General features: G+C 59.1%; 22 protein-coding genes. 12 read left to right on the plus strand and 10 right to left on the minus strand.

The window, feature by feature from the left end; all coding sequences use genetic code 11:
• Positions 1–97 precede the first annotated feature (97 nt).
• Positions 98–997: a DMT family transporter gene (locus tag ACTJKV_RS07955; protein WP_440598605.1), complete on the minus strand. Its 900-nt coding sequence runs from the start codon at positions 995–997 to the stop codon at positions 98–100.
• A 147-nt stretch (positions 998–1,144) separates the two neighbouring features.
• Here ACTJKV_RS07955 and ACTJKV_RS07960 point away from each other — a divergent pair, with 147 nt between their 5' ends.
• Together ACTJKV_RS07960 and ACTJKV_RS07965 are read left to right on the plus strand one after the other, a co-directional pair.
• On the plus strand, positions 1,145–1,735 hold the full coding sequence (locus tag ACTJKV_RS07960; protein WP_062426538.1) for a 3'-5' exonuclease: 591 nt from the start codon (positions 1,145–1,147) through the stop codon (positions 1,733–1,735).
• Positions 1,736–1,799: 64 nt separating this feature from the next.
• Positions 1,800–2,288, plus strand: a complete 489-nt coding sequence (locus tag ACTJKV_RS07965; RefSeq protein WP_062426539.1) for a CreA family protein — start codon at positions 1,800–1,802, stop codon at positions 2,286–2,288.
• A gap of 227 nt (positions 2,289–2,515) precedes the next feature.
• On the opposite strand, the gene ACTJKV_RS07970 is transcribed toward ACTJKV_RS07965, so the two are convergent.
• On the minus strand, positions 2,516–2,983 hold the full coding sequence (locus tag ACTJKV_RS07970; protein ID WP_062426540.1) for a chemotaxis protein CheW: 468 nt from the start codon (positions 2,981–2,983) through the stop codon (positions 2,516–2,518).
• A gap of 219 nt (positions 2,984–3,202) precedes the next feature.
• On the opposite strand from ACTJKV_RS07970, the gene ACTJKV_RS07975 reads away from it, so the two are divergent.
• From ACTJKV_RS07975 to ACTJKV_RS07985, 3 genes are all read left to right on the plus strand, one after another.
• Complete coding sequence (locus ACTJKV_RS07975; RefSeq protein WP_162686510.1) at positions 3,203–3,361, plus strand: hypothetical protein; 159 nt, start codon at positions 3,203–3,205, stop codon at positions 3,359–3,361.
• Between the two features lie 151 nt (positions 3,362–3,512).
• Positions 3,513–4,112: an SCO family protein gene (locus ACTJKV_RS07980; RefSeq protein ID WP_274102197.1), complete on the plus strand. Its 600-nt coding sequence runs from the start codon at positions 3,513–3,515 to the stop codon at positions 4,110–4,112.
• Positions 4,113–4,300: 188 nt separating this feature from the next.
• Entirely contained in the window at positions 4,301–5,185 is an 885-nt protein-coding gene (locus ACTJKV_RS07985; RefSeq protein WP_130979412.1) for a 50S ribosomal protein L11 methyltransferase, read from the plus strand.
• 137 nt (positions 5,186–5,322) lie between these two features.
• On the opposite strand, the gene ACTJKV_RS07990 is transcribed toward ACTJKV_RS07985, so the two are convergent.
• Complete coding sequence (locus ACTJKV_RS07990) at positions 5,323–5,496, minus strand: hypothetical protein (RefSeq protein ID WP_062426638.1); 174 nt, start codon at positions 5,494–5,496, stop codon at positions 5,323–5,325.
• A gap of 323 nt (positions 5,497–5,819) precedes the next feature.
• On the opposite strand from ACTJKV_RS07990, the gene ACTJKV_RS07995 reads away from it, so the two are divergent.
• Complete coding sequence (locus tag ACTJKV_RS07995) at positions 5,820–7,649, plus strand: aminopeptidase P family protein (protein WP_274102199.1); 1,830 nt, start codon at positions 5,820–5,822, stop codon at positions 7,647–7,649.
• Between the two features lie 26 nt (positions 7,650–7,675).
• Here the strand turns inward: ACTJKV_RS07995 and ACTJKV_RS08000 are convergent, their stop codons facing one another.
• Both ACTJKV_RS08000 and ACTJKV_RS08005 read right to left on the minus strand, forming a co-directional pair.
• Positions 7,676–7,990, minus strand: coding sequence for an AzlD family protein (locus ACTJKV_RS08000; protein ID WP_113327913.1), 315 nt, complete (start codon positions 7,988–7,990; stop codon positions 7,676–7,678).
• Positions 7,987–8,703 (minus strand): AzlC family ABC transporter permease, encoded by a 717-nt coding sequence (locus ACTJKV_RS08005; protein ID WP_274102201.1) that lies wholly within the window; start codon positions 8,701–8,703, stop codon positions 7,987–7,989. Before ACTJKV_RS08005 ends, ACTJKV_RS08000 begins: the two co-directional genes overlap by 4 nt.
• 198 nt (positions 8,704–8,901) lie before the next feature.
• Between ACTJKV_RS08005 and ACTJKV_RS08010 the strand changes: the two genes are divergently transcribed.
• Complete coding sequence (locus ACTJKV_RS08010) at positions 8,902–9,150, plus strand: DUF2164 domain-containing protein (protein ID WP_236769633.1); 249 nt, start codon at positions 8,902–8,904, stop codon at positions 9,148–9,150.
• A 111-nt stretch (positions 9,151–9,261) separates the two neighbouring features.
• On the opposite strand, the gene pncA is transcribed toward ACTJKV_RS08010, so the two are convergent.
• Positions 9,262–9,888 carry a bifunctional nicotinamidase/pyrazinamidase gene (pncA, locus tag ACTJKV_RS08015; protein WP_274102202.1) on the minus strand — a complete coding sequence of 209 codons (627 nt, stop codon included), beginning with the start codon at positions 9,886–9,888 and terminating at the stop codon, positions 9,262–9,264.
• Positions 9,889–10,312: 424 nt separating this feature from the next.
• Here pncA and ACTJKV_RS08020 point away from each other — a divergent pair, with 424 nt between their 5' ends.
• A complete protein-coding gene (locus tag ACTJKV_RS08020; protein ID WP_274102203.1) occupies positions 10,313–11,590 on the plus strand; it encodes a DUF2778 domain-containing protein in 1,278 nt (425 codons plus the stop codon).
• Positions 11,591–11,605: 15 nt separating this feature from the next.
• Here the strand turns inward: ACTJKV_RS08020 and ACTJKV_RS08025 are convergent, their stop codons facing one another.
• The 4 genes from ACTJKV_RS08025 to ACTJKV_RS08040 all read right to left on the minus strand — a co-directional run bounded on the left by ACTJKV_RS08025 (position 11,606) and on the right by ACTJKV_RS08040 (position 16,392).
• The gene (locus ACTJKV_RS08025) at positions 11,606–12,028 is read right to left on the minus strand and encodes a DMT family transporter (protein ID WP_274102205.1); all 423 of its coding nucleotides are present in this window, start codon (positions 12,026–12,028) and stop codon (positions 11,606–11,608) included.
• A complete protein-coding gene (locus tag ACTJKV_RS08030; RefSeq protein WP_062598571.1) occupies positions 12,025–12,498 on the minus strand; it encodes a DMT family transporter in 474 nt (157 codons plus the stop codon). The genes ACTJKV_RS08025 and ACTJKV_RS08030 overlap by 4 nt, the downstream gene beginning before the upstream one ends.
• A 323-nt stretch (positions 12,499–12,821) precedes the next feature.
• The gene (locus ACTJKV_RS08035; protein ID WP_274102207.1) at positions 12,822–13,730 is read right to left on the minus strand and encodes a glycosyltransferase family 25 protein; all 909 of its coding nucleotides are present in this window, start codon (positions 13,728–13,730) and stop codon (positions 12,822–12,824) included.
• A gap of 187 nt (positions 13,731–13,917) precedes the next feature.
• Complete coding sequence (locus ACTJKV_RS08040; protein ID WP_062441120.1) at positions 13,918–16,392, minus strand: ATP-dependent helicase; 2,475 nt, start codon at positions 16,390–16,392, stop codon at positions 13,918–13,920.
• Between the two features lie 364 nt (positions 16,393–16,756).
• On the opposite strand from ACTJKV_RS08040, the gene ACTJKV_RS08045 reads away from it, so the two are divergent.
• The 4 genes from ACTJKV_RS08045 (at position 16,757) to ACTJKV_RS08060 (ending at position 26,404) form a co-directional block, all read left to right on the plus strand.
• Positions 16,757–17,908, plus strand: coding sequence for an efflux RND transporter periplasmic adaptor subunit (locus ACTJKV_RS08045; RefSeq protein WP_274102208.1), 1,152 nt, complete (start codon positions 16,757–16,759; stop codon positions 17,906–17,908).
• Positions 17,905–21,069 (plus strand): efflux RND transporter permease subunit, encoded by a 3,165-nt coding sequence (locus ACTJKV_RS08050; protein ID WP_274102209.1) that lies wholly within the window; start codon positions 17,905–17,907, stop codon positions 21,067–21,069. The genes ACTJKV_RS08045 and ACTJKV_RS08050 overlap by 4 nt, the downstream gene beginning before the upstream one ends.
• Positions 21,070–21,191: 122 nt before the next feature.
• On the plus strand, positions 21,192–22,601 hold the full coding sequence (locus ACTJKV_RS08055) for an FAD-binding oxidoreductase (RefSeq protein ID WP_274102210.1): 1,410 nt from the start codon (positions 21,192–21,194) through the stop codon (positions 22,599–22,601).
• A 95-nt stretch (positions 22,602–22,696) separates the two neighbouring features.
• Positions 22,697–26,404, plus strand: a complete 3,708-nt coding sequence (locus tag ACTJKV_RS08060; RefSeq protein WP_274102211.1) for an AsmA family protein — start codon at positions 22,697–22,699, stop codon at positions 26,402–26,404.
• Positions 26,405–26,419: the final 15 nt, after the last annotated feature.

The raw sequence follows: 26,419 nt of genomic DNA on the forward strand, positions 1-26,419 counted from the left end.
TCCACCGTCCACCGGCGCGCCGGTGGTCCCCACGGTAAGCATCATTGTGTTGGTCTTTGCGATCATGGCCGCAGGATGCGGTGGCCGGTCGGTGCTGTCAAGTCTTGAAGGACTTGCGCTGCAACAGCCGTCCGTCGATGGCGACGAGACCGGCGGCGATCATTGCCATGCCGATAAAGTGCTTCAGGGCCAGCTGTTCTCCCAGGACCAGCGAGCCGAGGACGATGGCGCTGACCGGAATGAGAAAGGTAACGAGCGCAAGGTTCGTCGCGCCCGCCGAAGAGAGAATGCGGAAGAAGATGAGATAGGCGAGTGCGGTGGAAAGAAGCGCAATGCCGAAGAGGGCGGCCCATGTTTCGCCGCTCGGCATGGCAAGCGTCCAGGGCTGGTCGACAAGGAGTGCAACGGGGATGAGGACGAGGCTTGAGGCGGAGATCTGGCCTGTGGCCGTCACCAGGGGCGGCACGCCCATGGCCTTGAACCGCCGTCCGAAAATACCCGCGAAGGCGTAGGAGATGGCAGCACCGAGGATGGCAAGTTGACCCCAGAGGCTCGAGCGCTCACCTGTGAGTGCCGCAGGACCGATCATGGTCGCGACGCCGACAAAGCCGATGATGACGCCGGCAAGCTTGTTGGCGCTGAGCTTCTCATCGGTCGTCATCATATGGGCGACAAGCACGGTGAAGAGCGGCGTCGTGGCGTTGAGAATAGAGGCGACGCCGCTGGCAATATGGGTCTGCCCCCAGACGATCATGGAGAAGGGGATAATGTTGTTGAGGAGGCCCATGATCAGGAAGGCGCGCAGCACCTCCGGCTTTCGTGGCAGGCTGTAGCCGAGGACACGGCAGACAGTGAGAAGCGCGAGCGCGGCGATGGTGACCCGCAGCGTGACGATGGTGATCGGTGGCAGTTCCTTGACCGCGATGCCGACAAAGAAGAAGGAGCCGCCCCAGAGGATAGAGAGCGCGACCAGCATTGCCCATTCCGTTGCATTCATTCGGCTGTGTACGCTCATCTCGATCACCCCCATCGCGTTATCGGGTTCTAAGCTGGGGAGGTTGTCGTTCCCACCCGTTTCTTGCCTGGTGGTTCATTTCCAAGCCATTTTGTTCTATGCCGTTTGCAACGCACCGGGAATCGCCTCTTGAAAACAATCGCCATCGATTTTGAAACCGCCAATGAAGAGCGTGGCAGCGCCTGTTCCGTCGGGCTGGCATGGATCGAGGATGGCGTAATCACGCGGGTGGAAGAGCGGCTGATTCGACCGAAGGAGATGCGATTTTCCCACTTCAACATTGCGGTGCATGGCATTCGCCCGGCCGATGTGGAAGATGCGCCTGAATTTCCCGAAGTCATGGAAGAGTTTGTCGACGAGTTTCGTGAAGCGACGATGATTGCCCATAACGCGGCCTTCGATTTCAGCGTCATGCGTGCGAGCTTCGACAAGTACCGCCAGAGCTATCCGTCGCTCTCTTACTTCTGCAGCGTGAAGATGGCACAGCGCGTCTGGCCGTCGCTGCCGTCGCACAAGCTCAACATCATTGCCCATCATTTGCAGCTTCGCTTCGTCCACCATAATGCGGCGGAAGATGCCGTGGTCTGCGCCTCTGCGGCCATTGCCGCTGCGAAGTCGCTGGCCTTGCAGCATGTGCGCGACATACCGGCAAAGATCGGCATGGTGGCGGGGCGTCTGCACGCGATGGGTTATGAGCCCTGCACGATGAGAAAACGCTAACACGCCGATCTTGTTACGCTGACGCGCCATCCTATCTGTTGTCTCAGACATGGAGGTAAAGGCGATGACATCACGAAAACTTCGGGCGATCCTGGTTGCGGGACTGGCACTTTTCCCACTTGGCGCATTAGCGCAAGTGGTGGGCAAGGTCGGTGTCGACTGGACAGGCAATGATATCGTGGTGGAAGCCATCGCCGATCCCAAGGTGAAGGGCGTCACCTGCCACATCACCTATTTCGAGCGCGGCGTGATTGATCGCCTGAAAAATGGCAATTGGTTCGAAGACCCATCGAACAACGCCATTTCCTGCAGCCAGACAGGGCCGGTTGACGTGGGCGATATCGATCTCTCAAAGGGCGGCGAAGAGGTCTTCCGCCAGGGCATGTCGCTGGTCTGGAAGAAAATGGTGGTCAACCGGATCTACGATAAGACCAACGACACGCTGGTCTACTTGGTCCATACGCGCGAACTGACGGACGGTTCGGCGAAGATGGCGATCTCGACCGTGCCGCTCTATGGGCAGACCGTGACGTGGAAAAACGGCAAGCCATAACAGTCTGTCCAATAATCGCGTTTGGTCGCCTGCAAATGGTAATTTCTGCGCTTCCGGTGCTCACGTACCGAAGTACGCTGCGCTCCGGTTCTCGAAATCACCCTTTTCGGCAGACCAACCACAATTCTTGAACAGACTGTAGGTACGGGTGGGTATACAGGAAGTCGCGCAACGAAAAACGGCGGACCAAAGGCCCGCCGTTCTAGGAAAATCCAAGGTGCCTGACGTTATGCGGCTTCGCGTGACAATTCGTCGGCAATGACCGTGTCGAGGTTGAGGAAGCAGACCATGCTCTTTTCCAGCGCCACGATGCCGCGGCAGAAATTGCGCTGCTCTTCCGGAATGATTTCCGGGGCGGGCTGGAGGTCTTCGGAACGGATGGTCATCATGTCGGAAACCTGTTCGACCAGAAGGCCGACCAGCTTGCCGCCGATGTCTGTAACGATGATCGCGGAACGCTCGGAGGGTTCGGTCATCTTCATGCCGAGGCGGCAGGCCATGTCGATAACCGGGATCACCGCACCGCGAAGGTTGATGAGGCCGAGAACGTAAGGCGGAGTATGGGGCATTGGCGTCACCGGCGCCCAACCGCGGATTTCGCGGATCGCCATGATGTCGATGCAGAATTCCTGATCGCCGAGATGGAAGGAAACGATTTCGAGGTATGCGCCGGATTGTTTGATGGCGTTCGACATGGTCGTTGCTTGTCCTGGCGGCTCTCTGGCGGGCCGTGTGCTGGGAAGGATGAATGCGGCGTCCAGGTGAAATCCGGTGACATCATGTCGTGCGCTTGCGCGGACCGCTGGCGACGATGATGGCAAGAATCGTTTAAACTTTCACTAACGGGTGTGAAAGCTTACAATCGAGGACTGTCCGCGCTTCTCCTTGGGGCCGCCGTGGAGTATAACAGGAAGATGAGCGCATTATTGTCCCATTCCGGCAAGCTTCTGCTTGCAGCTCTTGCCACGGGCGCTGTTCTTTTCGGCGTGATCGCCACCTTTGACGGCTGGCTGCGACACGGCACCGATATCTTTATTGCGTCTGTGCAGAATGGCATCGCCTGGTGCTTCTGACAGGCGGCTCTCGAGGCTGCGGCATAGCGCGGTATTGAGACAAAAGAGCGCGGTTGCGCTTTCCAGCCGTTCTTGATTTGCGCAACCTCAATGGCTTGGCTATCACTCGCAAAGGGCGTTTGCCGCCAATTATCGCATGGTGAGGAACAGCATGAAATCGATCCGTCTCGCGCTCTGGGGTGCTGTCGTCGTTCTCTTGGGCGTCATGGGCTGGTTGACGATGGAATTGACCAACAGCCGTGAGCAGATGGTGGAGGAGGCCTATGGCACGCCCTTTCAGCTCGTTGCGCAGAACGGTCAGCCGATCACCGAGAAAGCGTTTCAGGGCAAGCCGACAGCGCTGTTCTTCGGCTTCACCCATTGCCCTGAAGTCTGCCCCACAACGCTGTTCGAGCTGAATGGCTGGATGGAGAAGGTCGACCCGGCGGGCGACAAGCTGCAGGCCTATTTCGTTTCGGTCGATCCCGAACGCGACACGCCCGAGGTGATGAACCAGTATATCTCCAACGTCTCCAAGCGTATTACCGGCATTACCGGTACACCGGACAAGATCGCCGAAACGCTGAAGGGTTATCGCATCTACGCCAAGAAGGTGCCTGTCGACGAGAAGGACCCGAATGGCGATTACACCATGGACCATACGGCCTCGGTGATCCTGCTTCGCCCGGACGGCTCCTTCGGCGGCACCATTGCTTACGGCGAAAATCCTGATGTGGCCGTTCAGAAGCTGCAAAATCTCGTCAAGTCCTGACAGGTCGCTGTAAGAAACGCCTTTCGCTCCATTGGATTGCCGCGTGTTTTGTGGCAAAGGCTGACGCTTCAACCAGCTGAAGCGTGTGGCGATTGATCCTCACGCTTGAAGCCCTCGTTTCGTTGCATGTCATCATCGCAAGACCGCTTCCCGGGATTGCGCAACATGCCTTAGGGAAAGCGTCTGTCGTGAGCGAAATCCGTCTCTATGTCACCACAACCGAAGTTCAGGCAGGCGACGTGCTTGATGTGATGTCGGAGGTCTTCGGCGAGGAAGATATTGCGATCGCGACCACCGAGGTCGATGAGAAGCGCGATATCTGGGAAGCATCGATCTATTTGCTTCTGGAGCAAGAAGACGAGATCACCGAGCGCTTTCAGACGCTGTTGCAGGCTTCCTTTCCGCATCTTGCGATCGAGCGCGAAGTCATTCCCGATGTCGACTGGATCGCCAAGTCGCTCGAGGGACTAAAGCCGGTGCGGGCAGGGCGCTTCCTGGTGCATGGTTCGCATGACCGCGACAAGGTTCGTCCAAACGATCTCGCCATCGAAATCGAGGCCGGTCAGGCTTTCGGCACTGGGCATCACGGCACCACGTCAGGCTGCCTGGAGATGATCGAGGACGTTCTGCGTTCGCGCACGATCCGCAACGCGCTGGATCTCGGCACGGGCAGCGGTGTTTTGGCAATTGCGACGGCAAAGATGCGCAAGGTGCCGGTACTGGCCACCGATATCGATCCGATCGCGACGCGTGTCGCCAAGGAGAATGCGAAGCTGAACGGCATCGCCTCCGGCATTGCCTTCGAGACAGCGCCCGGTTTCCACTCGGATTCCTTTCGCCGTCATGGGCCATTCGATCTGATCATCGCCAATATTTTGGCGCGACCGTTGATCAAGATGGCGCCGCAACTCGTGGCGCATCTGGCGCCCGGCGGCACGGTCATCCTATCGGGTATTCTCAGCACCCAGCGCTGGAAGGTTCTGTCCGCCTATAACGGTATGAAGCTCAGCCACATCCGCACCATCTGGCGCAACGGCTGGGTCACCATCCATCTCCGTCGCGACATGCTCTGACGACATGAAAAAGGCGACGCTTGCGCGCCGCCTTTTCAATCGGTCCTGCCGACCGAATCCGCGAGCCTTGGGAGGAGAGGCTCAAGCGGATAAACGTATTCCTTGTTCAGCGAGCCGGGAGGAAGCTCGCCTCACGATCAGAATACGTAAGTGGATTTCGCCTTGCGACGCAGCTCTTCGCGCGTAGTGCCGAAAGCGGCAATGGTGGTGTCGTCCAGGTTCAGCATTGCGCTGCTGACATAACGGTCTGCCTGCCGCTGACGGGCTTCGACGACGCGTTCAAATGCGGTGCGAAAGATCGACTTCGACATGTTGGACATCCTTGTTCTGCGGGGTTTTCGTTGCCCCTTCGATGCTTTGGAATTTAAGACAGTGCAGCTCCTGACGCCATAGCCGCTTCGACATTCGTGCTATGCGTTAAATGCAATCCTGAGCTTGATCGCCCTTCAGATTTTCGCGATCTGCCTAAGTATTGGGCGGATGGAGGTGCCGTGGGACGGCGTTCGCTTTGATCTGGACCTGCGAGATGCCGTCGGGCTATGGTCTGTAAAAGATGCGTAGATTCCAAAAGACAGAGCGTCCTTTGTGCGTCCAATAAGACGCACGGGGCTCTGGACAATCCAGAAAGCATGCCATGTTCCAGTCCTTTGACAACAAGTCCACTCCGCAGTTCGGCAAGGCCCGCGTGGAGGCGTTGCGCTCGACCTTCGATGCGCTCGACATAGACGGGTTTCTCATTCCCCGCGCCGATGAGTATCAAGGTGAATACGTACCGGAATGTGCCGAGCGGATGGCGTGGCTGACGGGCTTTACCGGTTCTGCCGGTGTGGTGCTGGTCACCCGGTCGCAAGCCGTCGTGTTTGTCGATGGGCGCTATACGACGCAGCTTTCGTCACAGGTCGATCCGGCGGTGTTCACGTGCGGCGATCTTGTCGGCGCGCCGCCAGCAAAGTGGCTAGGTGAGCATGCGCCGAGCGGCTTCCGTCTCGGTATCGACCCCTGGCTGCACACGAGCGCGGAACTGCTACGGCTGGAAAAGGCTCTTGCCGAAAAGGGTGGCTCCGTCGTGCTGCTGGCTGCCAACCCGCTCGATCCTCTGTGGGAAGGGCGCCCTGCAGAACCTCTGGAGTTGGTCACGATTCAGCCGGACGCCTTTAGCGGCACGCCCGCGCGGCAGAAGATCGACAACATTGCCGAGGATGTGAAAGGTCGCAAGGCGGATGCGGTTCTGGTGACCGATCCATCGTCGATTGCGTGGATCTTCAACATCCGCGGCAACGATGTGCCGCACACACCCCATCCGCTGGCTCGCGCGATTATCCATGCCGATGGCAAAGCCGATCTGTTTGTGGATGAGCGGAAATTGAACGGCGAGGTCAAAGCATATCTCAATGACCTCGTGAAGCGTCACGCGCCAACAGAAATCGAGCCGACTCTTCGCGGACTTGCCGAGAAGGGCGCGTCGATCCTGGTGGATGCCGACGTGGTGCCGGTGGCGCTGACGCGTGTCATCAAGGACAATGGCGGCACGGTTGTCGAGGCGATCGACCCCGTCAAGCTGCCGCGTGCCTGCAAGAACGAAGCGGAGCTGGCCGGTTCCGCTGCTGCCCATGTTCAGGATGGCGCGGCGATGGTGGAGTATCTGGCATGGCTCGACAGCCAGCAGCCAGGTAGTGTCAGCGAAATCCAGGCGGTAACGAAGCTGGAGCAGGCACGGGCGCGCCTTGGCGAAGCGATGCAGAACCCGCTCAAGGACGTTTCCTTCGATACGATTTCCGGCTCCGGCCCGAATGCCGCGATCATCCATTACCGCGTGACCACCGATAGCGACCGCCGCCTGCAGGATGGCGAGATGTTCCTTGTGGACTCCGGTGCGCAATATGTGAACGGCACCACCGATATCACGCGCACCGTCGCCATCGGCAATGTGCCAGACGAGCAGAAGCGTTTCTTCACGCTGGTGCTGAAGGGCGTCATCGCCATCAGCGACGCGAAGTTTCCGAAGGGAACGCGCGGTTGCGATCTCGATCCGCTGGCGCGCATTGCGCTGTGGAAAGCAGGCGCCGATTACGGCCACGGAACCGGTCACGGAGTCGGCTCCTATCTGTCAGTGCATGAAGGCCCGCAGCGCATTTCCCGCGTGTCGCAGCAGGAAATCCTGCCGGGGATGATCCTGTCCAACGAGCCTGGCTATTACCGTCCCGGCGCTTTCGGCATCCGCATCGAGAACCTGATCTATGTGCGAGAGGCCGTGGCAATCGAAGGCGGTGATCAGTCAATGCTCTCCTTCGAGACGCTGACCTGGTGCCCGATCGACCGCAGACTCATTATCGTTGCGCTGCTGACAGAAGACGAGCGCACCTGGCTGAACGACTATCACGCCAAGACACGCGAGAAGCTGATGCCGCTGATCAGCGATGAGAGTGTAAAGCAGTGGCTCGTGGCTGCGACCGAAGCCCTTTGATGTGAGCCCGTGACGGCATTTTCAATTCACGCGAGTTGAAAATGCCGGAGCGCCACGACCAGCGCCCAGCCGGCGAAGAGCATTATCAGGCCGGGGAAGCGCAGACCAACGATCAGCGCCACGATCAAGCCGAGCTTCACATCATATCCGCCTTCGAAAAAGGCGGGTGCGACGAGCGTCGTCAGAACGGCGACGGGGACGGCATTCAACCCGGCTTCCACGCGCGGCGGAATGGATTTCATTCGCGTCATCAGCACGTAACCGCCCACGCGGGTGAGGTAGGTCGCAACAGCACCGGCAACGATGATGATGAGTGTCTGGAGGTGGAAGAACTCGCTCATGGGGTCTGCACCTCGGGCTCTTCGACGGGTTCACTTTTCGCAGGCGGCAGGATGACGGCGATGATGATACCGGTCATCGCGCCGATGCTGACATGCCAGGGCGAGCCGACGAAGTGGAAGGAAGCGATCGCGCCGATCGCGCTTGCCAGCATGACAGGGTAGAAGCTGTTGCGCTTGCGAAAGCCGAGCACCATGCCCATGAAATAGATCGGCAGCAGCACGTCGAAGCCAAGCGCTTTTGGATCGCCGACAAGATTGCCGAGCGAGGCGCCGACCACGGTCGAGATCATCCACAGCGCATAGACGACGAAGGCGTAGCCCATATAGAGCGAATAGCTCACCTCGCCATGCATTTCCTTCTGCCGGACGGATTCGGCAAATTGCGGATCAACCAGGAAGAAGAAGCCGATGGCTTTGCGGGCAAAGGACCATTCCGGAACAATGCGGACCATTGCGGCGGAATAAAGCACATGCCGGAAGTTGACGGCAAAGATCGACAGCACCACGAGCCATGCGGGCAGGTTTTGATTGAAAAGCTCGATGCCGACCAGCTGGCTGGCCCCGGCATAGATGATGCCGCTCATCAGCGTCGCTTCATAGATGGTCATGCCGTTGTCGATCGCGACAGCGCCAAATAGCGCGCCGAAGGGCAAGACGGCAAGAGCAACGGGGAGGCCAAGGCGGATGCCCGACCTGAAGGGTGACTGTGTCATGGGGTAGCCGGTCCTGTACCGGAGAACATGGGATGTTTGTCTCCTACAGCCTCGGGCGTATGCGCACAAACAAAAATAAGGAATGGCTTGATTGATTTATTTGAAGCTTGGCCTACCCTTCCACCTCTTGTTCTGCCGCATATCGTTGTCGCACAGTCGCTTTATGCTTTGCACGACCGGCGAGAGGAGGACCGCATCTTGGAACTGAAAATCGACAAGCAACAGAAAGCAGAGCTGGCCAAGGCAGTCCAAGATTATCTGGTGAATGAGCTGGATGTCGATGTCAGCGGGCTGCAATGCGAGATGTTGCTGGACCACGTGGCGGAGGTGATCGGTCCGGCATTCTACAATCAGGGACTACGGGACGCGCAGGCGGTGATCTCACGGCGAATGGACGACGCAGCGGCTGATATCGACGTGCTGGAGCAGCCATTGAACGGTCGCTGAGGGGCCTAAAGCGCGTTGCGATCTTTCAGAGTCGCTCACCCGCGCTTTCATCCTTCCTATTGTCGCATGTCGTGATCACAACACCGTCGCACAGTTTTGCGCGATCGCGCTCTAAGCTTTCAGAATATCGCTGCTGTTGACCACCGCAATGCCCTTGGCACGCATCGCGGCAATCGCCGCCTTGATGCCTTCCGGGTCGATGCCGCGGCTGGCATCTTCGATGAAGCGCACTTTCACATCCGGCAGCATGTCGCGCGCATCGAGTGCGGAGAAACTGACGCAGTAATCCGTTGCAAGCCCGCAGATGTCGAGAACGGTTACGCCCTGGCGGTTGAGGTAATCGGCAAGGCCCGTTGTTGCCGACTGATCGTTATCGCGGAAGGCCGAGTAGCTATCGACGGCTGGGTTCTCGCCCTTTTGCTGGACGTGATCGAAGGCTTGAGTATTGAGATCCGGGTGGAAGTCCGCATCCGGCGTTTCCTGAACGCAGTGATCCGGCCACATGACCTGCGGCTTGCCCGACAGTTCGCCCATCTCGAAAGGCTGCTTACCGGGGTGTTGAGATGCGAAGCTGCCATGATTGGCCGGGTGCCAATCCTGCGAGGCGACGATCAGGTCGTAGCCGCCATTTTCGATCAGCGCATTGGCAATCGGCACGATCTTGTCGCCATCGGCCACGGGAAGATTTCCGACGGGGCAGAAGCCGTTCTGGATGTCGATCAGCAGCAGCGCCTTCATGTGTCGTTCCTTCAAGTCAATCGCTTGTGGCCGAGCTTAGAAGGTTTTCGTCAAAATGAAAACTACGGGATGACCGGGGTCGCCCTCATCGCCGCATTTTAGGCAAAGTCGAAAGATACAGGCTTTGCCCAGAAGAGGGGACCCCGACTCAGCCATATGTGTGCTGCACGGACAGCCTTGCTCTTCGGTTTCGACGCCCGAAAAACAATGGGGCGCGAACATCGGATCTTACCTGCATGAACATGGCTTGCGCTTTTAGGGACAGCGTTTTCAGGGGACTCGTAAAGACTTTGGTTACCATAATTCGGCATGCTTCGAACCTGTTCGCTTCGAGGATGGTGCGATTCGCATCTGACGATCGAGGCCAACGCCAAGTCGCCGGCGATAAGCCGGTTTTGCGTAAACGGTTCGAGTAACGAGTATCATGGCGTCATCAGTCGTGACCTATCAGGGCGTGCCCATTCGCGGTGCAGCCCATGCAAAAAAACGTGCTGGCCTGTCGTCAGGCGGCCTCTCCGCTCTTCTGGGCGGCGGGATCCTTGCCAGTGTCTGCGCTGTGGCCGCTTTTGCTTCGCTGCATGGTATGGCGCAGGCGTCGCATGGCACTCAACGTTTTGACAAGATGCTGCTGGCTCAGCTGGATCGGCCCGTGGGCGAGGCGCCCGATGACGTGCAGCCCACCATTCACGTCCACAAGTTCTCGCGCCTTTCGGCCAATCCCGAAGGCCACCAGAAGATGACGCGCCTGGCAGCAGAGCACCATCTCAATGCCAAGCTCTTTGCAGCGCGCTTCGGCACGGCAGCGGCCATCGACGCGCAAGGCCAGGCGACGGTCAAGGAACTGGCAGCGCTTCGCCCATCGGCAATCGTCGATTCAGCGCTTGGTCGCGGGCCTGAGACCGCGATGCTGGAAACACAGGAAGCGAAAGAGCATCCTGCGTTTGAGGCCGCGCTCGGTCGCCCGCAGGCGAAGGCCGATGAAGAGATCGATCTTCTACCGGAAACCGTCCCGCTCCCGAATTTCCGGCCCGAGATCGCAAGAGCTTTTGAGGTCGAGCCGACACCGCGTCCTGCCAGCCCATCTGTCGTCGAGAAGGAAATCGCTGCGCAAGCGACCGTTCCGACGCCCGCTAAACCACCGGTGCAGCAGCCCGCGACATCGACGATGGTTGCCTTCGCGCGGCCCGACAATCCGATGCGCGAAACGAAAATGGACGCCGTCGTTCCGTGGCCGGATCGCGGTAATGGCACCGCCATCTACGATATTTCTGCAGGTGTCGTGCATCTTCCAAGCGGCGAGAAGCTTGAGGCCCATTCGGGTATCGGCAAGATGCGTGACAATCCCGATTTCGTGCACGTTAAGATGCGCGGTGCGACGCCACCGTCAAGCTATCGCCTGACCATGCGCGAATCGCTCTTCCACGGCGTGGAAGCCATTCGCCTGACGCCAGAAAGCGGCGTCAATCCGCATGGCCGTAACGGGCTTCTGGCGCATACCTATATGCTGGCGAAGCGCGGTGAATCGAATGGATGCGTCGTTTTCAAGGAATATCCAAAGTTCCTGGCAGCCTTCAAGCGCGGTGAGGTCAAGCGTCTCATCGTCGTGCCGAAGCTGAACGGTCGTCCGTCCGCTGTTGCAGCCAGCAGCAGTGGAAAGAGCGGCGGCAAGACATTGTTCGGCAGCCTGTTCGGCAAGAGCTGAGGTCGCGGACCAGATTTAACGGCGGCGTTGGGTCAGTACCATGCCGCCGAGAATGAAGATCACGCCGAGCGCAGTCGCCCAGATTTTCGGCGGCTGGTCGCTGAAGAAATCCAGGACGACGCCTGAGACCATCTGGCCGCTGATGACGAGGAGTGCCGTGTTGACGGCACCGATGCGCGCGATCAGCCAGCTGCCGGAGGCGATGAAGACAACGCCGATCGGCCCGCCAATGAAGGCGTACCATGGCGCATCGCCCGCACCTGGCGGGAAAAGACCGACAATCACCAGTCCCGCCAGCGTCAGCACGACCAATCCGACAAAGTGATTCCAGAAGGATGCGGTCAGCGGTGACGTGGACAGGCTGAGGCGGCCATTGATCTGGCGGCTGAGCGAAACGAAGACGCCGCCGACAAAGGCCATTGCGATCCAGACGATCATGCCGCTCTCCCGACCAGAATGATGAGAGCGCTGCCGCCGAGGATGAGGGCGATTGCGAGAATGTCCTGTCCCTGTGGCCGGCGCTTCGGAAAGCCGAACAGGCCCCAGAAATCCGCCGCGAGGCTGAAGATCACCTGCCCAGCCAGTCCAAGTGCGATTGTGCCGGAAAGTGCGAGAGGCGAATTCACCGCTGTGGAGGTCAGCATGACGAGGACAGCGCCGATCATCCCGCCCATATAGGCCCAAAGTGGGGCCTTAGGTTTTGCCGGCTGTCCCGGCTCCGGTTTGCGGTAGAGCAGCCCCATGACGATGATTGCCGCGACCGTTCCTGTGGCGTGAGCCGTCCAGGAGGAAAACAGCGCGTTGCCATAATGGGCGAGCATTCCGTTGAAATGCACCATCAAGGTCAAAAGACCGCCGCTAGCGAAAGCGGCCGCCAGGTGAAGCGGATTGGAACGTGTCGGCGTCATGGGAAACTTTGTCTGTTTGAGATGGCCCTTAAGAAGTCATCTGGCTTTAGAACCTTACGGCGCAAAAACAAAACGAAATGCGTTGATGGGTCCCGCCATTTGCAGTGATGGGTGAGGCATCACCAAAGCGCCACGCGTTTATTTCTATACACAAAGGACGCTTCATCTCTTTTGAGACGACGCATCGTGCTTCCGATGTTTTAGGGAACAAAATCAGCGCAAAGCTGTTGTTTGCGCATGAAGAAAACGACACGCAAACCACTAAGCCGGATGACGATCTTTGTCATCTCGATCTTTATCATCGCCGCTATCGTTGCGGCAGTTTACCTGATCGGGTTTACGCCGGGCGAGACGACCGCGTGAACCGGTGCCGGGTCGTAGGAGGCCGGGTGGGTCGACACTGATGTGACCGAAGAATCACTCTTCCTCTTTGCAGCTGGCAGTGCGCGCGGCGTGCGCATATTTCCCGCATAGCCCAAAAGAAGCCTCGCCCCTCTGAACACGAAGCGGGTCACCTCCAGATATGCGCGGAAGGGCAGGACGGTGAAGTACCGCCAGCGGGGCAGCTTGTAAGCGCGAGCGACGCTTTGAATAGAGCTGGTGTTGTCTGCATCCTGCGAGGCGCAGAGAGGATAGATGAAGGCCGACTTGAGGCCTGCCAGATATTCCAGATCATAGGCGATATCATAGGCCAGCCGCATCGGGACCAGCTTTTCCGCGATCCACTTGGCCGCCTTGCGATTGACGATATAGGCACCCGAGCCTTTTTCGCGCGTCAGTGCGATGCTCAAGGAGCGATCAGCCGTCAGCTTGCGGAAGGCATGTTTTTTCCCGTGGCTAACTGTCGATAGCCGCAGAATATCCCAATCGTTTCGATGATCGATTGCCGCCTCGACCGATTCCATGAAGCCCTGCTTGAAGACCACGTCGTCCTCCAGGATCAGCGCAAACTCTGCCTCGCTTTGCAGCAGTCGGCGTGCGCATTCCACGTGGCTCAGATAGCAGCCGATTTCCGGAGGACAGGTTCGGCGACCGTGCATAAGCTTGTAGGAAAGCTCGCTGAATTCCGGGATCGGAAATGTCAGGGCTCTGCCATCCACCGCTTCGACCCGCTCTGCCGTAAGCCCGATGGCTAAGAGCTTTTCGATCATGGCTTGGTTGCGTTGCTGTGCATTGGCCATGTTGATGAGGTAAACTGCAAGTATTGAATTAGAATTCTTGAATATATGCAATTTAACCTCAGGAGGACGAATCTGCGAAACCATGTGGTTATTGCCGAGAATCGCCCCGAGGAAAATAGTCGAAGCCGTCAGTTACTCAAAAATACGAGGTGAAAACTTAGGGGCTAGCGCGCCTTTTTTGGGCGCACGAGGCATGCTTATCGTCTTTAAGCTGGCGCGGCTTCTTTATGTTTGGGAATCAGGCCTTTTCCACGAAGCCGTCGAGCACGCGTTTCTGGCCCGCTCGGTCGAAATCGATCGTCAGCTTGTTGCCTTCGACGGTCGCGACATTGCCGTTTCCGAACTTGATATGGAAGACGCGATCTCCGACCGCAAATTTCGAGGGCGCGTCGGCCACTGACTTCGCGACCAGCTCTCCATCGATGGTTCGGGCACGCGGACCGCTCTCACCATAGCCGATCCGCTCTACCGCATGTCCCGACCGGCTGCCCCAGTTGTCGCGCGTTGCATCCGACCTGTTGGCCTGAGCGCGCTTCCAGCCGGGCGTGGCGTAATTATTGGCAAAGGGCTCGGCCTTGTCGAAGCGGGACTGGCCGTAGCCGCCGCGACCGCCATAGCCACCATAACTGCTTTCCGATGCCGTGACTTCGACATGGGATGCCGGCAGCTCATCCAGGAAGCGTGAGGGCAGGGTGGATTGCCACAGGCCGTGAATTCGGCGGTTCGAGACGAACCAGATGTGGCAGCGGCGCTTGGCGCGGGTAATGCCGACATAGGCAAGGCGTCGTTCTTCTTCGAGACCTGAGCGTCCGCCCTCATCCAGAGAGCGCTGATGTGGGAACAGACCTTCTTCCCATCCGGGCAGGAAGACGGTTTCGAATTCCAGGCCCTTGGCGGAGTGCAGCGTCATGATCGAGACGGCATCGAGCTCTTCATTCTGCTCGGCATCCATGACGAGCGCCACATGCTCCAGGAAGCCGCGCATGCTCTCGAAGGAGTCCATCGAGCGGATGAGTTCCTTCAGGTTTTCCAGGCGTCCCGGCGCTTCTGCGGTCTTGTCGGCCTGCCACATGGCGGTGTAGCCGCTTTCATCCAGAATCTGTTCTGCAAGCACCGTATGTTCGGTGTTTTCCAGCAGCCCTTGCCAGCGGCGAAAATCCTGCACCACATCGAAGAGCGCCTTGCGCGCCCTGGGCTTCAGCTCGTCCGTCTCGATAATATCGGCGGCGGCTGCCAGCATGGGGATATCGCGGGCGCGGGCATAGTCGTGCAGCGTGCGAATGGTCGTGTCGCCAAGCCCGCGCTTCGGCGTGTTGACGATGCGCTCGAAGGCCAGGTCGTCCGCCGGTTGGCAGACGAGGCGGAAATAGGCCATGGCATCGCGGATTTCCATGCGCTCATAGAAGCGTGGGCCGCCGATGACGCGGTAGTTGAGACCAAGCGTGACGAAGCGATCTTCGAATTCGCGCATCTGGAACGAGGCGCGAACGAGGATCGCCATGTCGTTGAGATTATGCTTGGTGTTGCGTTGAAGTGCCTCGATCTCTTCGCCGACGGCACGGGCTTCCTCTTCGGAATCCCATGCAGCATGCACCACGACCTTTTCGTCGTTCGGGTCGACGCGATCGGTGAAGAGCGTCTTGCCCAGACGGCCCTCATTATGGGCGATCAGGTGACCGGCTGCGCCCAGAATATGTTCGGTGGAGCGATAGTTACGCTCGAGCTTGATGACCTTGGCGCCGGGAAAATCCTTGTCGAAGCGCAGGATATTGTCCACTTCGGCACCGCGCCAGCCATAGATGGACTGATCGTCGTCGCCAACGCAGCAGACGTTTTGCGGCTCGCCCTTTGCGCGCTGCGCCAGAAGCCGCAGCCACATATATTGGCAGGTGTTGGTGTCCTGATACTCGTCCACCAGAATGTAGCGGAAGCGCTGGTGATAGTCCTTGAGGATATCGCCGTGGCGGCGGAATATGGTGATCGGGTGTAGCAGAAGATCGCCGAAGTCGCAGGCATTCAGCGTCTTCAGTCTTGCCTGATAGGCGGCATAAAGCTCGCGGCCCTTGCCATTGGCAAAGGCGCGGCTGTCGCCTTCTGGAATATCCGGCGGTGTCAGGCCTTTGTTCTTCCAATTGTCGATCATCCCGGCGAACTGTTTGGCCGGCCAGCGCTTGTCATCCAGACCTTCGGCCTGGATCAACTGCTTGATGAGCCGCACCACGTCATCGGTATCGAGAATAGTGAAGTCCGATTTCAGCCCGACGAGTTCGGCGTGCCGACGCAGAAGCTTCACGCCGATGGAGTGGAAGGTGCCAAGCCATGGCATGCCTTCGACCGCGCCGCCGACGAGGACGCCGATACGTTCCTTCATTTCGCGCGCCGCCTTGTTGGTGAAGGTCACGGCGAGGATCTGGCTTGGATAGGCTTTGTTGGTTGCGAGAATGTGGGCGATACGTGTCGTCAGCACGCGGGTCTTGCCCGTGCCGGCACCAGCAAGAACCAGCACTGGACCATCCACCGTTTCGACCGCCTCCCGCTGCTCCGGATTGAGGCCGGAGAGATAATCGGGCGTGCCACGTGCCTGATCACGCGCCGCCATGGCGCGCGCGGCAATGCCCAAGCCACCGGGTGCGGGAGCTGCGTTTGGGGCCGGACGGCGCGGCTCGTTTGGTTCTTCGTCGAAGAACGGCATATCGTCGAAACTATTGCTCATGCGGCTCAATGTAGTGATTCGGGATATAAACGCTAGAACGTCGTTCTGCTTTTATTCCCGTATTCACGGTGATCGCGACCAATAGAAGGCAAAATGCCAGTTTTATGCATGCCCGCGGCCTCTCTGCCATGTGCGTGCGATGCTGAGCCGAGGACGGTTTCAAAGCGGAATTACAACTGGCGATAAAGTATATCGGTGATTTTTCGATGTCTTGCCGCAAAATTTTCGCAAATTACAATTCGGTAAGAAACGAAATGTTGCGTTGCGTTGTTAAGCAGCAGCAAAGATACTGCCCCAAATCATTCGCCTGCCTGTCCGCGTTGCGGCACGGCTGCGGTTGTGGATGGATCACACGGAGAATTGCATGCGGGTTTGGAAGCAGGTTGGTGTCAGTCTGGCGGTCGTCGGGGCTGGTTTCTTTTTGTGGGCGTTCAATTCGTCCACAGGGCAGAACCTGCTGGCGAAGGCTGGCATCGTCACGACGGGCGAGCCTGCCGCAAACAACGCCGCCAGTGCTTCGTCCAGACCTGCAGGCCAAGGTGGCGGAGGCGGGCGCAGCAATGCCACGCTCGTGATGACCGCTCCTGCCAAGACCGGCACAGTTAACGACCGTCTCAATGCGATCGGCAACGGTGAGGCGATCCAGACCGTCGTCGTGACACCTCAGGCGTCCGGATTGATTTCCGAGATTCTCGTGTCGTCCGGTCAGAAAGTGAAGAAGGGCGATGTGCTGGCAAGGCTTGATGATGACGAGCAACTGATCGAGCGCGACAAGGCGCAGGTCTCTCTCAAAAGTGCGGTTGAAAAATCTTCCTCCTATAAAAATCTTCAGTCGGTGGCCCGTCTCGATGTTCTCGATGCGCAGATTGCCGAGGAGTCCGCCAAGCTTGCGGTCAGCACGGCCGAGCTCAATCTGAAACGGCGCAATATCGTCGCGCCGATCGACGGCATTGCCGGCATCGTCGCCATTAATGTCGGCGACAATGCAACGACACAGACCAGTATCGTCAGCATCGACGATCGTTCGAAGATCCTCGTCAATTTCTGGGCACCGGAACGATTTGCCACGGCAATCAAGGTCGGCATGCCGGTGGAAGCGACCTCAATTGCCCGCCCGGGTGAGACCTTTACGGGCCAGGTGGAGGCGGTCGACAATCGTGTGGACGAAGCAAGCCGCACCGTTCGTGTGCGCGCCGTTTTCGATAACGCCAAGGATGAGCTACGCGCCGGCATGTCCTTCAGCGTCACCATGAAGTTCGAAGGCGAAACCTATCCATCGGTCGATCCTCTGGCCGTGCAGTGGGACGCCGACGGTTCCTATGTGTGGCGCGTGAAGGACAACAAGTCGAACAAGGTCCGCGTTCAGGTGGTGCAGCGCAACCCTGACGCTGTTCTGGTGAAGGCCGAGCTTTCACCCAATGACCTCCTGGTGACGGAAGGTCTGCAGCGCGTGCGTGAAGGCGGCGCTGTGCGCATCGGCAACGAACCGAAAGCACCGGAGGTCGCCAGCCAATGAGCGGTTCATCTACTGGACAGACGCCGCCCGCAGGGCAGGACTCAAAGCTTGCCTTTACCGCGCTCTTCGTAAGACGGCCGATCCTTGCTGCGGTGATCAACACGCTGCTGGTGGTTGCCGGATTGGCAGCCCTTGTCGGCGTAGAAGTCCGTGAATTGCCGGATGTGGACCGTCCGGTCATCTCCGTGCGCACGACCTATGACGGCGCGTCGCCGCAGACGATCGACCAGGAGGTGACGCAGACGATCGAAGGCGCTGTCGCCCGTGTCAGCGGGGTCAAGTCCATCTCGTCGGCCTCGCAGTTTGGTACCAGCCGTGTGACGCTGGAATTTGGCGACAATATCGATCTCGCGGTTGCCGCCAATGACGTGCGCGACGCGATCGGTCGTGTCACCAATCAGATGCCGGAAGATGCCGATGAACCGCAGATCATCAAGGCCGATTCCGACAGCCAGCCGATCATGCGTCTTGCCGTCACCTCTTCCACGCTCAGCATGGAAGACCTGACCAAGCTTGTAGAGGATGAGGTCGTCGACCGCCTGGCTGCCGTCGATGGCGTTGCCGATGTGGAGCTTTACGGCGACCAGGAGAAGGTGTTCCGGATCGATCTCGATCAGGCGGCACTCGCAAGCCGTGGTCTCACCGTAACCGATGTATCCAACGCGCTGGCAACCGCCGCATTGGATGTTCCGGCCGGCTCGCTGAAAAGCTCCACGCAGGACATCGTGGTGCGCGCGACCGCCAATCTCACCACACCTGCCGAATTCGAAAATCTGCTGATCAAGGACAAGGTGCGTCTTCGCGATGTGGCGAGCGTGCAGCTTGGTGCCGATGATGAAAGCACATCCCTGCGTTCCAACGGCGTGCAGGGCGTCGGCCTTGGCGTGATCCGTCAGGCACAGTCCAACACGTTGAACATTTCGACCGGAGTCAAGGCAGCTGTCGATGCGATGACGCCGAACCTGCCGGAGGGCACACGAATTGTCGTTACCAGCGACGACGCTGTCTTCATCGAAGGCGCGCTTCACGAGGTGGAACTGGCGCTCGGTCTTTCTGCGCTGATCGTCGTCGTTGTTCTTTATCTCTTCCTGCGCGACTGGCGCGCGACGCTTATTCCAGCCATCACCATGCCGGTCGCGCTGATCGGCACGCTGGTGGCCATCTACATGGTTGGCTTTTCCATCAACATTCTGACGCTGCTTGCCATCGTGCTGGCGACGGGTCTTGTGGTGGACGATGCGATCGTGGTTCTGGAAAATATCGTGCGCCGCAGAGCCGAAGGGATGGGGCCGCGTGCTGCGGCCGTGCTGGGTACGCAGGAGGTGTTCTTCGCGGTTCTCGCCACCACGGCAACGCTCGCCGCTGTCTTCATTCCGCTCTCCTTCCTGCCCGGCCAGTTGGGCGGCCTGTTCCGTGAGTTCGGCTTCGTGCTGGCCTTTGCCGTTGGCTTGTCCTCGATTGTGGCGTTGACGCTCTGCCCTATGCTCGCGTCACGCATGTTGAAGAAGACTGTGGAGCATAAGACCGGCCCGCTTGCCTGGTTTGGCAATCTCTTTGCCAGCACCTACAAGAACACGCTGTCGAGCTGTCTCAACAATCCGCTGATCGTTATCGTCGTGTCGATTGCCTTTGCAGGGGTCTCCTGGGTGGCCTTTGGCATGGTGCAGAACGAATTGACGCCGCGCGAGGATCGCTCGTCGATCTTCCTGCGCGTGACTGCGCCGCAGGGCGTCAGCCTGGAATATACGCGCGACCAGTTGCAGCGCATCGAAGAGAATCTGATGCCGCTGCGCGAAAGCGGGGAAATCCGTAACGTCTATTCGATCACCGGAATGAATGGCTCGTCCAATACGGGTTTCATGGTGTTGACGCTCGCACCATGGGCGGATCGTGACCGCACGCAGAACCAGATCGCTCAGGATATCAATTCCGCCGCACAAAAGGTGCCTGCGCTTCGCGGCACGGCGCAGCAGCCGAACAGCCTGCGCATTCGCGGCGCGGGCAATGGTCTCAGCATGGCGATGGTCGGCTCCAACTATCAGGCGCTGACCGAGTCCACGCAAAAGCTGCTGCTGTCGATGGAAGAAACCGGCATGTTCGACACGCCGCGCTTCGATAACGAGCCGAACCAGGCGCAGCTTTCCGTCTCCATCGATCGCGAACGGGCATCCGATCTCGGCATCGACATCACCGGGCTGTCGCGCGCCATGCAGTCGCTCCTCGAAGGCCGCTCCATCGTCGACGTCTTTGTGAATGGTGACGCGATCCCTGTTCGTCTTCTTGCCTCCACCCGGCCGATCAACGATCCGACGGATCTTGAGAACATCTTCTTGAAGACAGATGACGGCAAGATCGTGCCGATGTCGGTGATCGCATCTCTGAAGGAAAATGCGGTCGCGCCGCAGCTGAACCGCGAGCAGCAGCTACCATCGGTCGGCTTCTCCGCCAACCTGCGCGAAGGTGTTTCTCTGGGTGATGCGGTTGCCAAGGTCAATGAACTGGCGAGCCAGATCATGCCATCCGGTGCGCGGCTGATCCCGCTCGGTGAAGCCGCCACGCTTCAGGAAAACTCCAGCGGCATGTTGCTGACCTTCGGCTTTGCCATTGCGATCATCTTCCTGGTGCTAGCGGCGCAGTTCGAAAGTGTCCTGAGTTCGTTGATCATCATGACGACGGTGCCGCTCGGTCTTGCCTGCGCGGTGATCGCGCTGCTCGTTACTGGATCAAGCCTCAATGTCTACAGTCAGATCGGCCTCGTGCTTCTGGTCGGTGTGATGGCGAAGAACGGCATTCTGATCGTGGAATTCGCCAACCATCTGCGCGATCAGGGCGCGAGCGTGCGTGAAGCCATCGAGAAGGCTTGCAGCATTCGCCTTCGCCCGGTGATGATGACGATGATCGCCACCATTCTCGGCGGTGTGCCACTGGTGCTGGCACAGGGTGCGGGTGCTGAAGCGCGTATCGCGCTGGGTTGGGTCATCGTCGGTGGTCTCGGCTTTGCAACGCTGGTGACGCTCTACATCACCCCGGTTTCGTACCTGCTCCTGGCACGCTTTGCCAAGCCGCAGGCGGATGAGGAAATTCGACTGCATCGCGAACTGGAGACCGCCATTCGCCGCCGCGCCCTGGAGGAGGAAAAGCCACTTCTCGCCGCGGAGTGATTTGGCGTCAAACACCGGACAGTCGCAAAGCCCGCGCTGGACAAAGTGAGAGCCTTGTCACATACCACGCCTTGGCCCGCGCGCGACGCGGGCTAAAAACTTGCAGCGTGGTGGAGCATGTCATGGCTTTGAAAGATGTCGTATCGGGAACACGAAACGAGGCTGGCATTGCCGCTGTTCTGACGGTGCTGAAGCGCGATCTCGGCGAAAAATTCCAGACGGGCCAGTCTTTCCGCGAACAGCACTCCCACACTACGACCTATCTGACGACCCAGCTTCCCGATGGGGTTGCCTTTGTTGAAACCGCCGACGACGTTAAGACGGTGGTAAAGGCGTGCGCGGAGCACAAGGTGCCGGTCATTCCCTTCGGAACGGGCTCTTCGCTGGAGGGCCAGGTCAATGCGCCATCCGGTGGCATTTCCATCGATTTCAGCCGGATGAACCGAATCATCGAGGTCAATGCCGAGGACTTGGACGTGACGGTCGAGCCCGGCGTCAACCGCGAGCAGCTCAACACCTATCTGCGCGATACCGGTCTGTTCTTTCCGATCGATCCCGGTGCTAATGCCTCGATTGGCGGCATGGCATCCACGCGCGCATCCGGCACGAATGCGGTGCGTTATGGCACGATGAAGGACAATGTGCTGGCCTTGACGGCTGTCACTGCCAATGGTGAGGAAATCCGTACCGGCAGGCGCGCGCGCAAATCCTCTGCCGGCTACGATCTGACGCGGCTTTTCGTCGGTGCGGAGGGCACACTCGGTGTGCTCACATCCGTTACGCTTCGTCTTCAGGGCATTCCGGAGAAGATCGCCGGCGGTGTCTGCACTTTCGAAACGATCAAGGCCGCCTGCGATGCGGTGATCATGACGATCCAGATCGGTATTCCGGTGGCTCGTATCGAGCTGCTGGACGAGGTCCAGATCCGCGCCTGCAACGCTTATTCCGGTCTGGGATACGAAGAGAGACCGACGCTTTTCGTCGAATTTCACGGGACGGAAGAAACGACTGCGCTGCAATCGCAGCAATTTGCTGAGATCGTTGCGGAATTCGGCAGCACGGATTTCAAATGGACCGGTGACGCGCAGGAGCGCAACAAGCTGTGGAAAGCCCGCCATGATGCCTATTGGGCATCGCGTGCGCTCGCGCCGCATCTCGACGGCCTTTCGACCGATGTCTGCGTTCCGATCTCGCGCCTGGCCGATTGCGTCGTGGAAACGCAGCGCGACATCATGGAAAACAACATGCTGGCGCCGATCGTCGGGCATGCGGGCGATGGCAACTTCCATGTTCTCGTGCTTTTCGACGGCAAGGATCCAGACAGTGTGGCGAAAACCGAAGCCTTTGTGGCGCGGCTCAATCGTCGTGCGCTGTCCATGGATGGCACCTGCACCGGAGAACACGGAGTGGGGCAGGGGAAGATGAGTTTTCTCGAAGAAGAGGCCGGTCCCGCACTCGATACGATGCGCGCCATCAAGCGGTCTCTTGATCCGGATAATATTTTCAATCCGGGCAAGCTCTTTCGTCTTTGATCTGGTTAGAGAGCAAAGGGCTTTCGACCAAATGATGCTTGCCCTAGGGCGAAAAACCGCTAGTTTTCAGCGGTGATTATGGGAGACGACGGGTCGTGCTCGGACGCATATTGGTTTTTCTGGGCGGACTGCTGGTTGTGGCGCTCTTTGCGGCGCTTCTGATTCCCTATTTCATCGACTGGACCGACTTCCGTCGCGACTTCGAAGATCAGGCAAGCCGCATTCTGGGCAAGAAGGTCGTGGTGCACGGACCGGTCGAAGCCCGGCTTCTGCCTTTTCCATCGGTGACGCTGCATGATGTGAGAGCAGGCACCGACGCCGATGGCTCGCCGCTCATTCAGGTGGCACGTTTTTCCATGGATGCCGAACTCGCGCCGTTTCTTTCAGGAGAAGCGCGCATCTTCGACATGCGTATCGAAGAGCCAAAAGCGAAGATCCGGCTGCTGAAGGATGGCACGCTGGACTGGATGCGTGGCGGCCGCGTCGAGATTCCGGCCCGCACCGTGGTGCTTGAAAGCGTCAACATCGAAGACGGGCAGATCGAGTTCATCGACGAGCAATCCGGTCGCAACCGCACCATCACCGGGCTGAATGCGGCGATGTCGGCAAAGTCACTCGCAGGGCCGTGGCGGGCTGAAGGTCGGGCCGCGATTGATGGCCACGCCGGATCGTTTTCGCTTTCAAGCGGCGAGCCGGACCCGACGGTCGGCCGCATGGGACTTCGCCTGCGGCTGCAGCCGGATGAGTATCCCGTCGAGATCGATCTTGATGGCGGCATTGGCGCGACGGCTGGTCGTCCTGTCTATAGCGGTTCCTTCGCCTTCAATTTCCGCCGTGACGACAATCAACAGCAGAAGGGGCAGCAGAAGCAGGATCAGTCGATCTTCTCGGCACCGCGCACACGCGGCAGCTTTGAACTGACCAACGGGCGCCTGCGCATTCCCAGCTACCGCATGGAGCTGGGCGCCATCGACAATCCCTATATCGTCACCGGCGAAGCCACGCTCGATACGGGTGCGGCGCCTGAGTTCCTGCTGACCGCCGACGGGCAGCAGATCGATTTCAACCGCTTGACGCCGGTTCCGGTCCCGTCCAGCGGCAAGACATCCCGCGTACCGACAGTGTCGGTGCGTCAGCGTATCGAGGCTTTTGCCGATCTGATTGCGCGCATTCCGGTGCCGCAGGTGCCGGGTAAGGCCAGCATCAGTCTGCCCGCGCTCATCTCCGACGACACAACCATTCGCGATATTCGGCTTGATGTGCGACCTGACGGGGCAGGGTGGCAGGTGGTGAATGCCGTTGCCGTGCTGCCAGGCCGCACACAGTTCGAGGCCAAAGGCTCGCTGACGCTGACTGATGGCCCCGCCTTTAATGGTGATCTTCTGGTTGCTTCCAACCAGCCGTCCGGCCTTGCCAATTGGCTGACGGGCAGCGTCGATCCGGCAATCCGCCAGCTCAACGCTGCCGGCTTCTCATCCAAGGTCTCGCTGACGACAAAGGCGCAGCGCTTCAACGATCTCGAACTTGCCATCGGCCGGGCATCTTTGCGCGGCAGCCTGCTGCGTCAGACGACGGATAAGGGGTCGAGCATCGATGTCGATCTTGCCGGAGACGAGATCGATCTCGACGCGCTGAAAGCGCTTGGGAGCCTTGTTCTTGGCGATCCGAATGGCGCATCCGTCTTCGATGAGCGCATCGCCGCGAAATTCAAGGCCGACCGTTTCAATATGGCGGGTGTAACGGCGAACAAGGTCGAGACCGCCTTTACGGTGTCGGACGGCGTTCTCTCGCTCGATACGATGACGGCTGGCGATATTGCCGGTGCCGAGGTGCATGCCAAGGGACAGCTGCAAGGAACACTGCTGAAATATGGCGGCAAGGGCAACATCAATCTGCGCGCCGCAGACATGCAGCCAGTGCTTGAACTGATCCGCCAGAAACTGCCACACCATCCGCTGCTGGATCGTCTGGTGAGAAGCGCTCCCTGGTACGCCAATTCGGATGTCACCGTCGATCTTTCCGTCGATAGCAACAGTGGCGGTGCCAATGCCGCCGTTTCCGGCACGATCAATGGCAGCCGTCTCTCGGCGGTTGCCAAGTTGCCGGACTTCTTCTCGATCACGGACGATACCGCGCTGACGCTGGAAGCGGTTCTCAAGAACCAGTCGACTGCGATCCTCTTCGGCCAGGCGGGGCTTGATCCGCTGCCTTTCGATGCGGATGGCGAAGGTCTGCTTTCGGTCAAGCTCAATGGCAGCCTCGGTTCTGCGATGCAGACGGATTTCCGCTTCTCCACGGAACGCACCCACTTTACGGCTGGCGGCAGCTTTTCGCTTGCGCCCGAGACCTTCGGTGAAGGCAGCGCCGATCTCGCGCTCGAAAGTGCGGATATCGAGCCTTATCTTATCATGAACGCCGTTGGCTTGCCGCAGCTTGGTGGCGGGATGTCGACCAAGGCAAATGCCAAGCTTTCCGTCGACAAGGAAAAGGCCACTTTTGCCAATCTGATTGGCCAGGCCGGCGGTAACGCCTTTTCCGGCAATGTCGCACTATCGCGTGCAGCGCCCTACAAGGTGACAGGCGATATCTCGCTTGCGAGCGTCGATATGGCGTGGCTGGGTGACGCCATGTATGGACCGGTCATCGATCCGGAAAGTGGCGGGCTGAACGCCAAGCCGGTCGCGCTTCCGTCCTTCCCTAAGATCGAGGCCGCACTGTCCGTCAAGGCGGCGAAATTTGAGGTCGGCCCCTTCGGCACCGTCACCGGATCGTCCTTCTCGATGACCCATGGAAACGGCACGCTGTCGCTTGATAATATCGCGGGCGACTGGATGGGCGGCAAACTGTCCGGAAGAATGGCGATGGCGACGGGCGAGGGGGCTGGAATCTTCCGCACCAAGCTCGCCATCTCCGGGGCCAATCCTGAAGGCATCATCTGGAAGAGCGGCAACAGCCCGGTGTCGACGGGCCGCTATGCGGCTGATGTGACGGCCGAAGCAACCGGCAAGAGTGTCCGCGAATTGCTGACATCCGCCAGCGGCTCAGGTGAAATCCGCACCAATGATCTGGTTCTGCGTGGCATCAACCCGAATGCCTTCCAGCCCTGGCTTCAAGCGGCTGCTGGCCTGCAGGGCAATATCGACGCGGCAAAAGTTCGCCCATTGGTGGATCAACAACTCTGGCAAGGTGACGTTACGCTGGGTCAGATCTCCATGCCGTTCACCATCAGCGATGGCAGCCTGAAGATGCAGAATGTCACGGCATCCACAGACCAGTTGTCCCTCAAAGGTGATCTGTCGCTGAATATTGCCGATGAAACGCTGACCGGAGGTCTTGAGCTCGACTACAAGCCGGGCATCGAGGAGCTCGCCGGTGCCACCCCTTCCATCCGGCTGAACTATGTCGGTCCTCTGGCGCAGCCAGCTTTGACGACAGATGTTTCCGGTCTCACCGGCTATCTCTCTCTTCGCGCCTTTGAAAAGGAGCGCCGCCGTGTGGAAGCGCTACAGGCGAGCGTGCTGGAAAAACAGCGGCTACGACGCGAGGTTGCGCTTTATCGCTTCCAGGCGGCGGAGCGGCAGGCGGCAAAGGAACGGGCAGAGGCGGAGGAAAGAGCAAGGAAGGCGGAAGAGGAACGGCTTAGGGCTTTGGCGCAGGAGCGTCTGCAGGCGGAGAAGGAGCAACAGGAGCGGTTGCAGCGCCAGCAGCAGACACCTGAGGCGACGCCGACGCTCAGAGTTCCGCCGACGCAGGATGTGATCAGGCAGTTTTCCGATCCGTCGAACGCATCCCCACCTCAATAAGGAGGTGACGCTTGC

The sequence above is a fragment of the Agrobacterium sp. 22117 genome (assembly GCF_052045735.1).
GTDB classification, from domain to species: Bacteria; Pseudomonadota; Alphaproteobacteria; order Rhizobiales; family Rhizobiaceae; genus Agrobacterium; species Agrobacterium cavarae.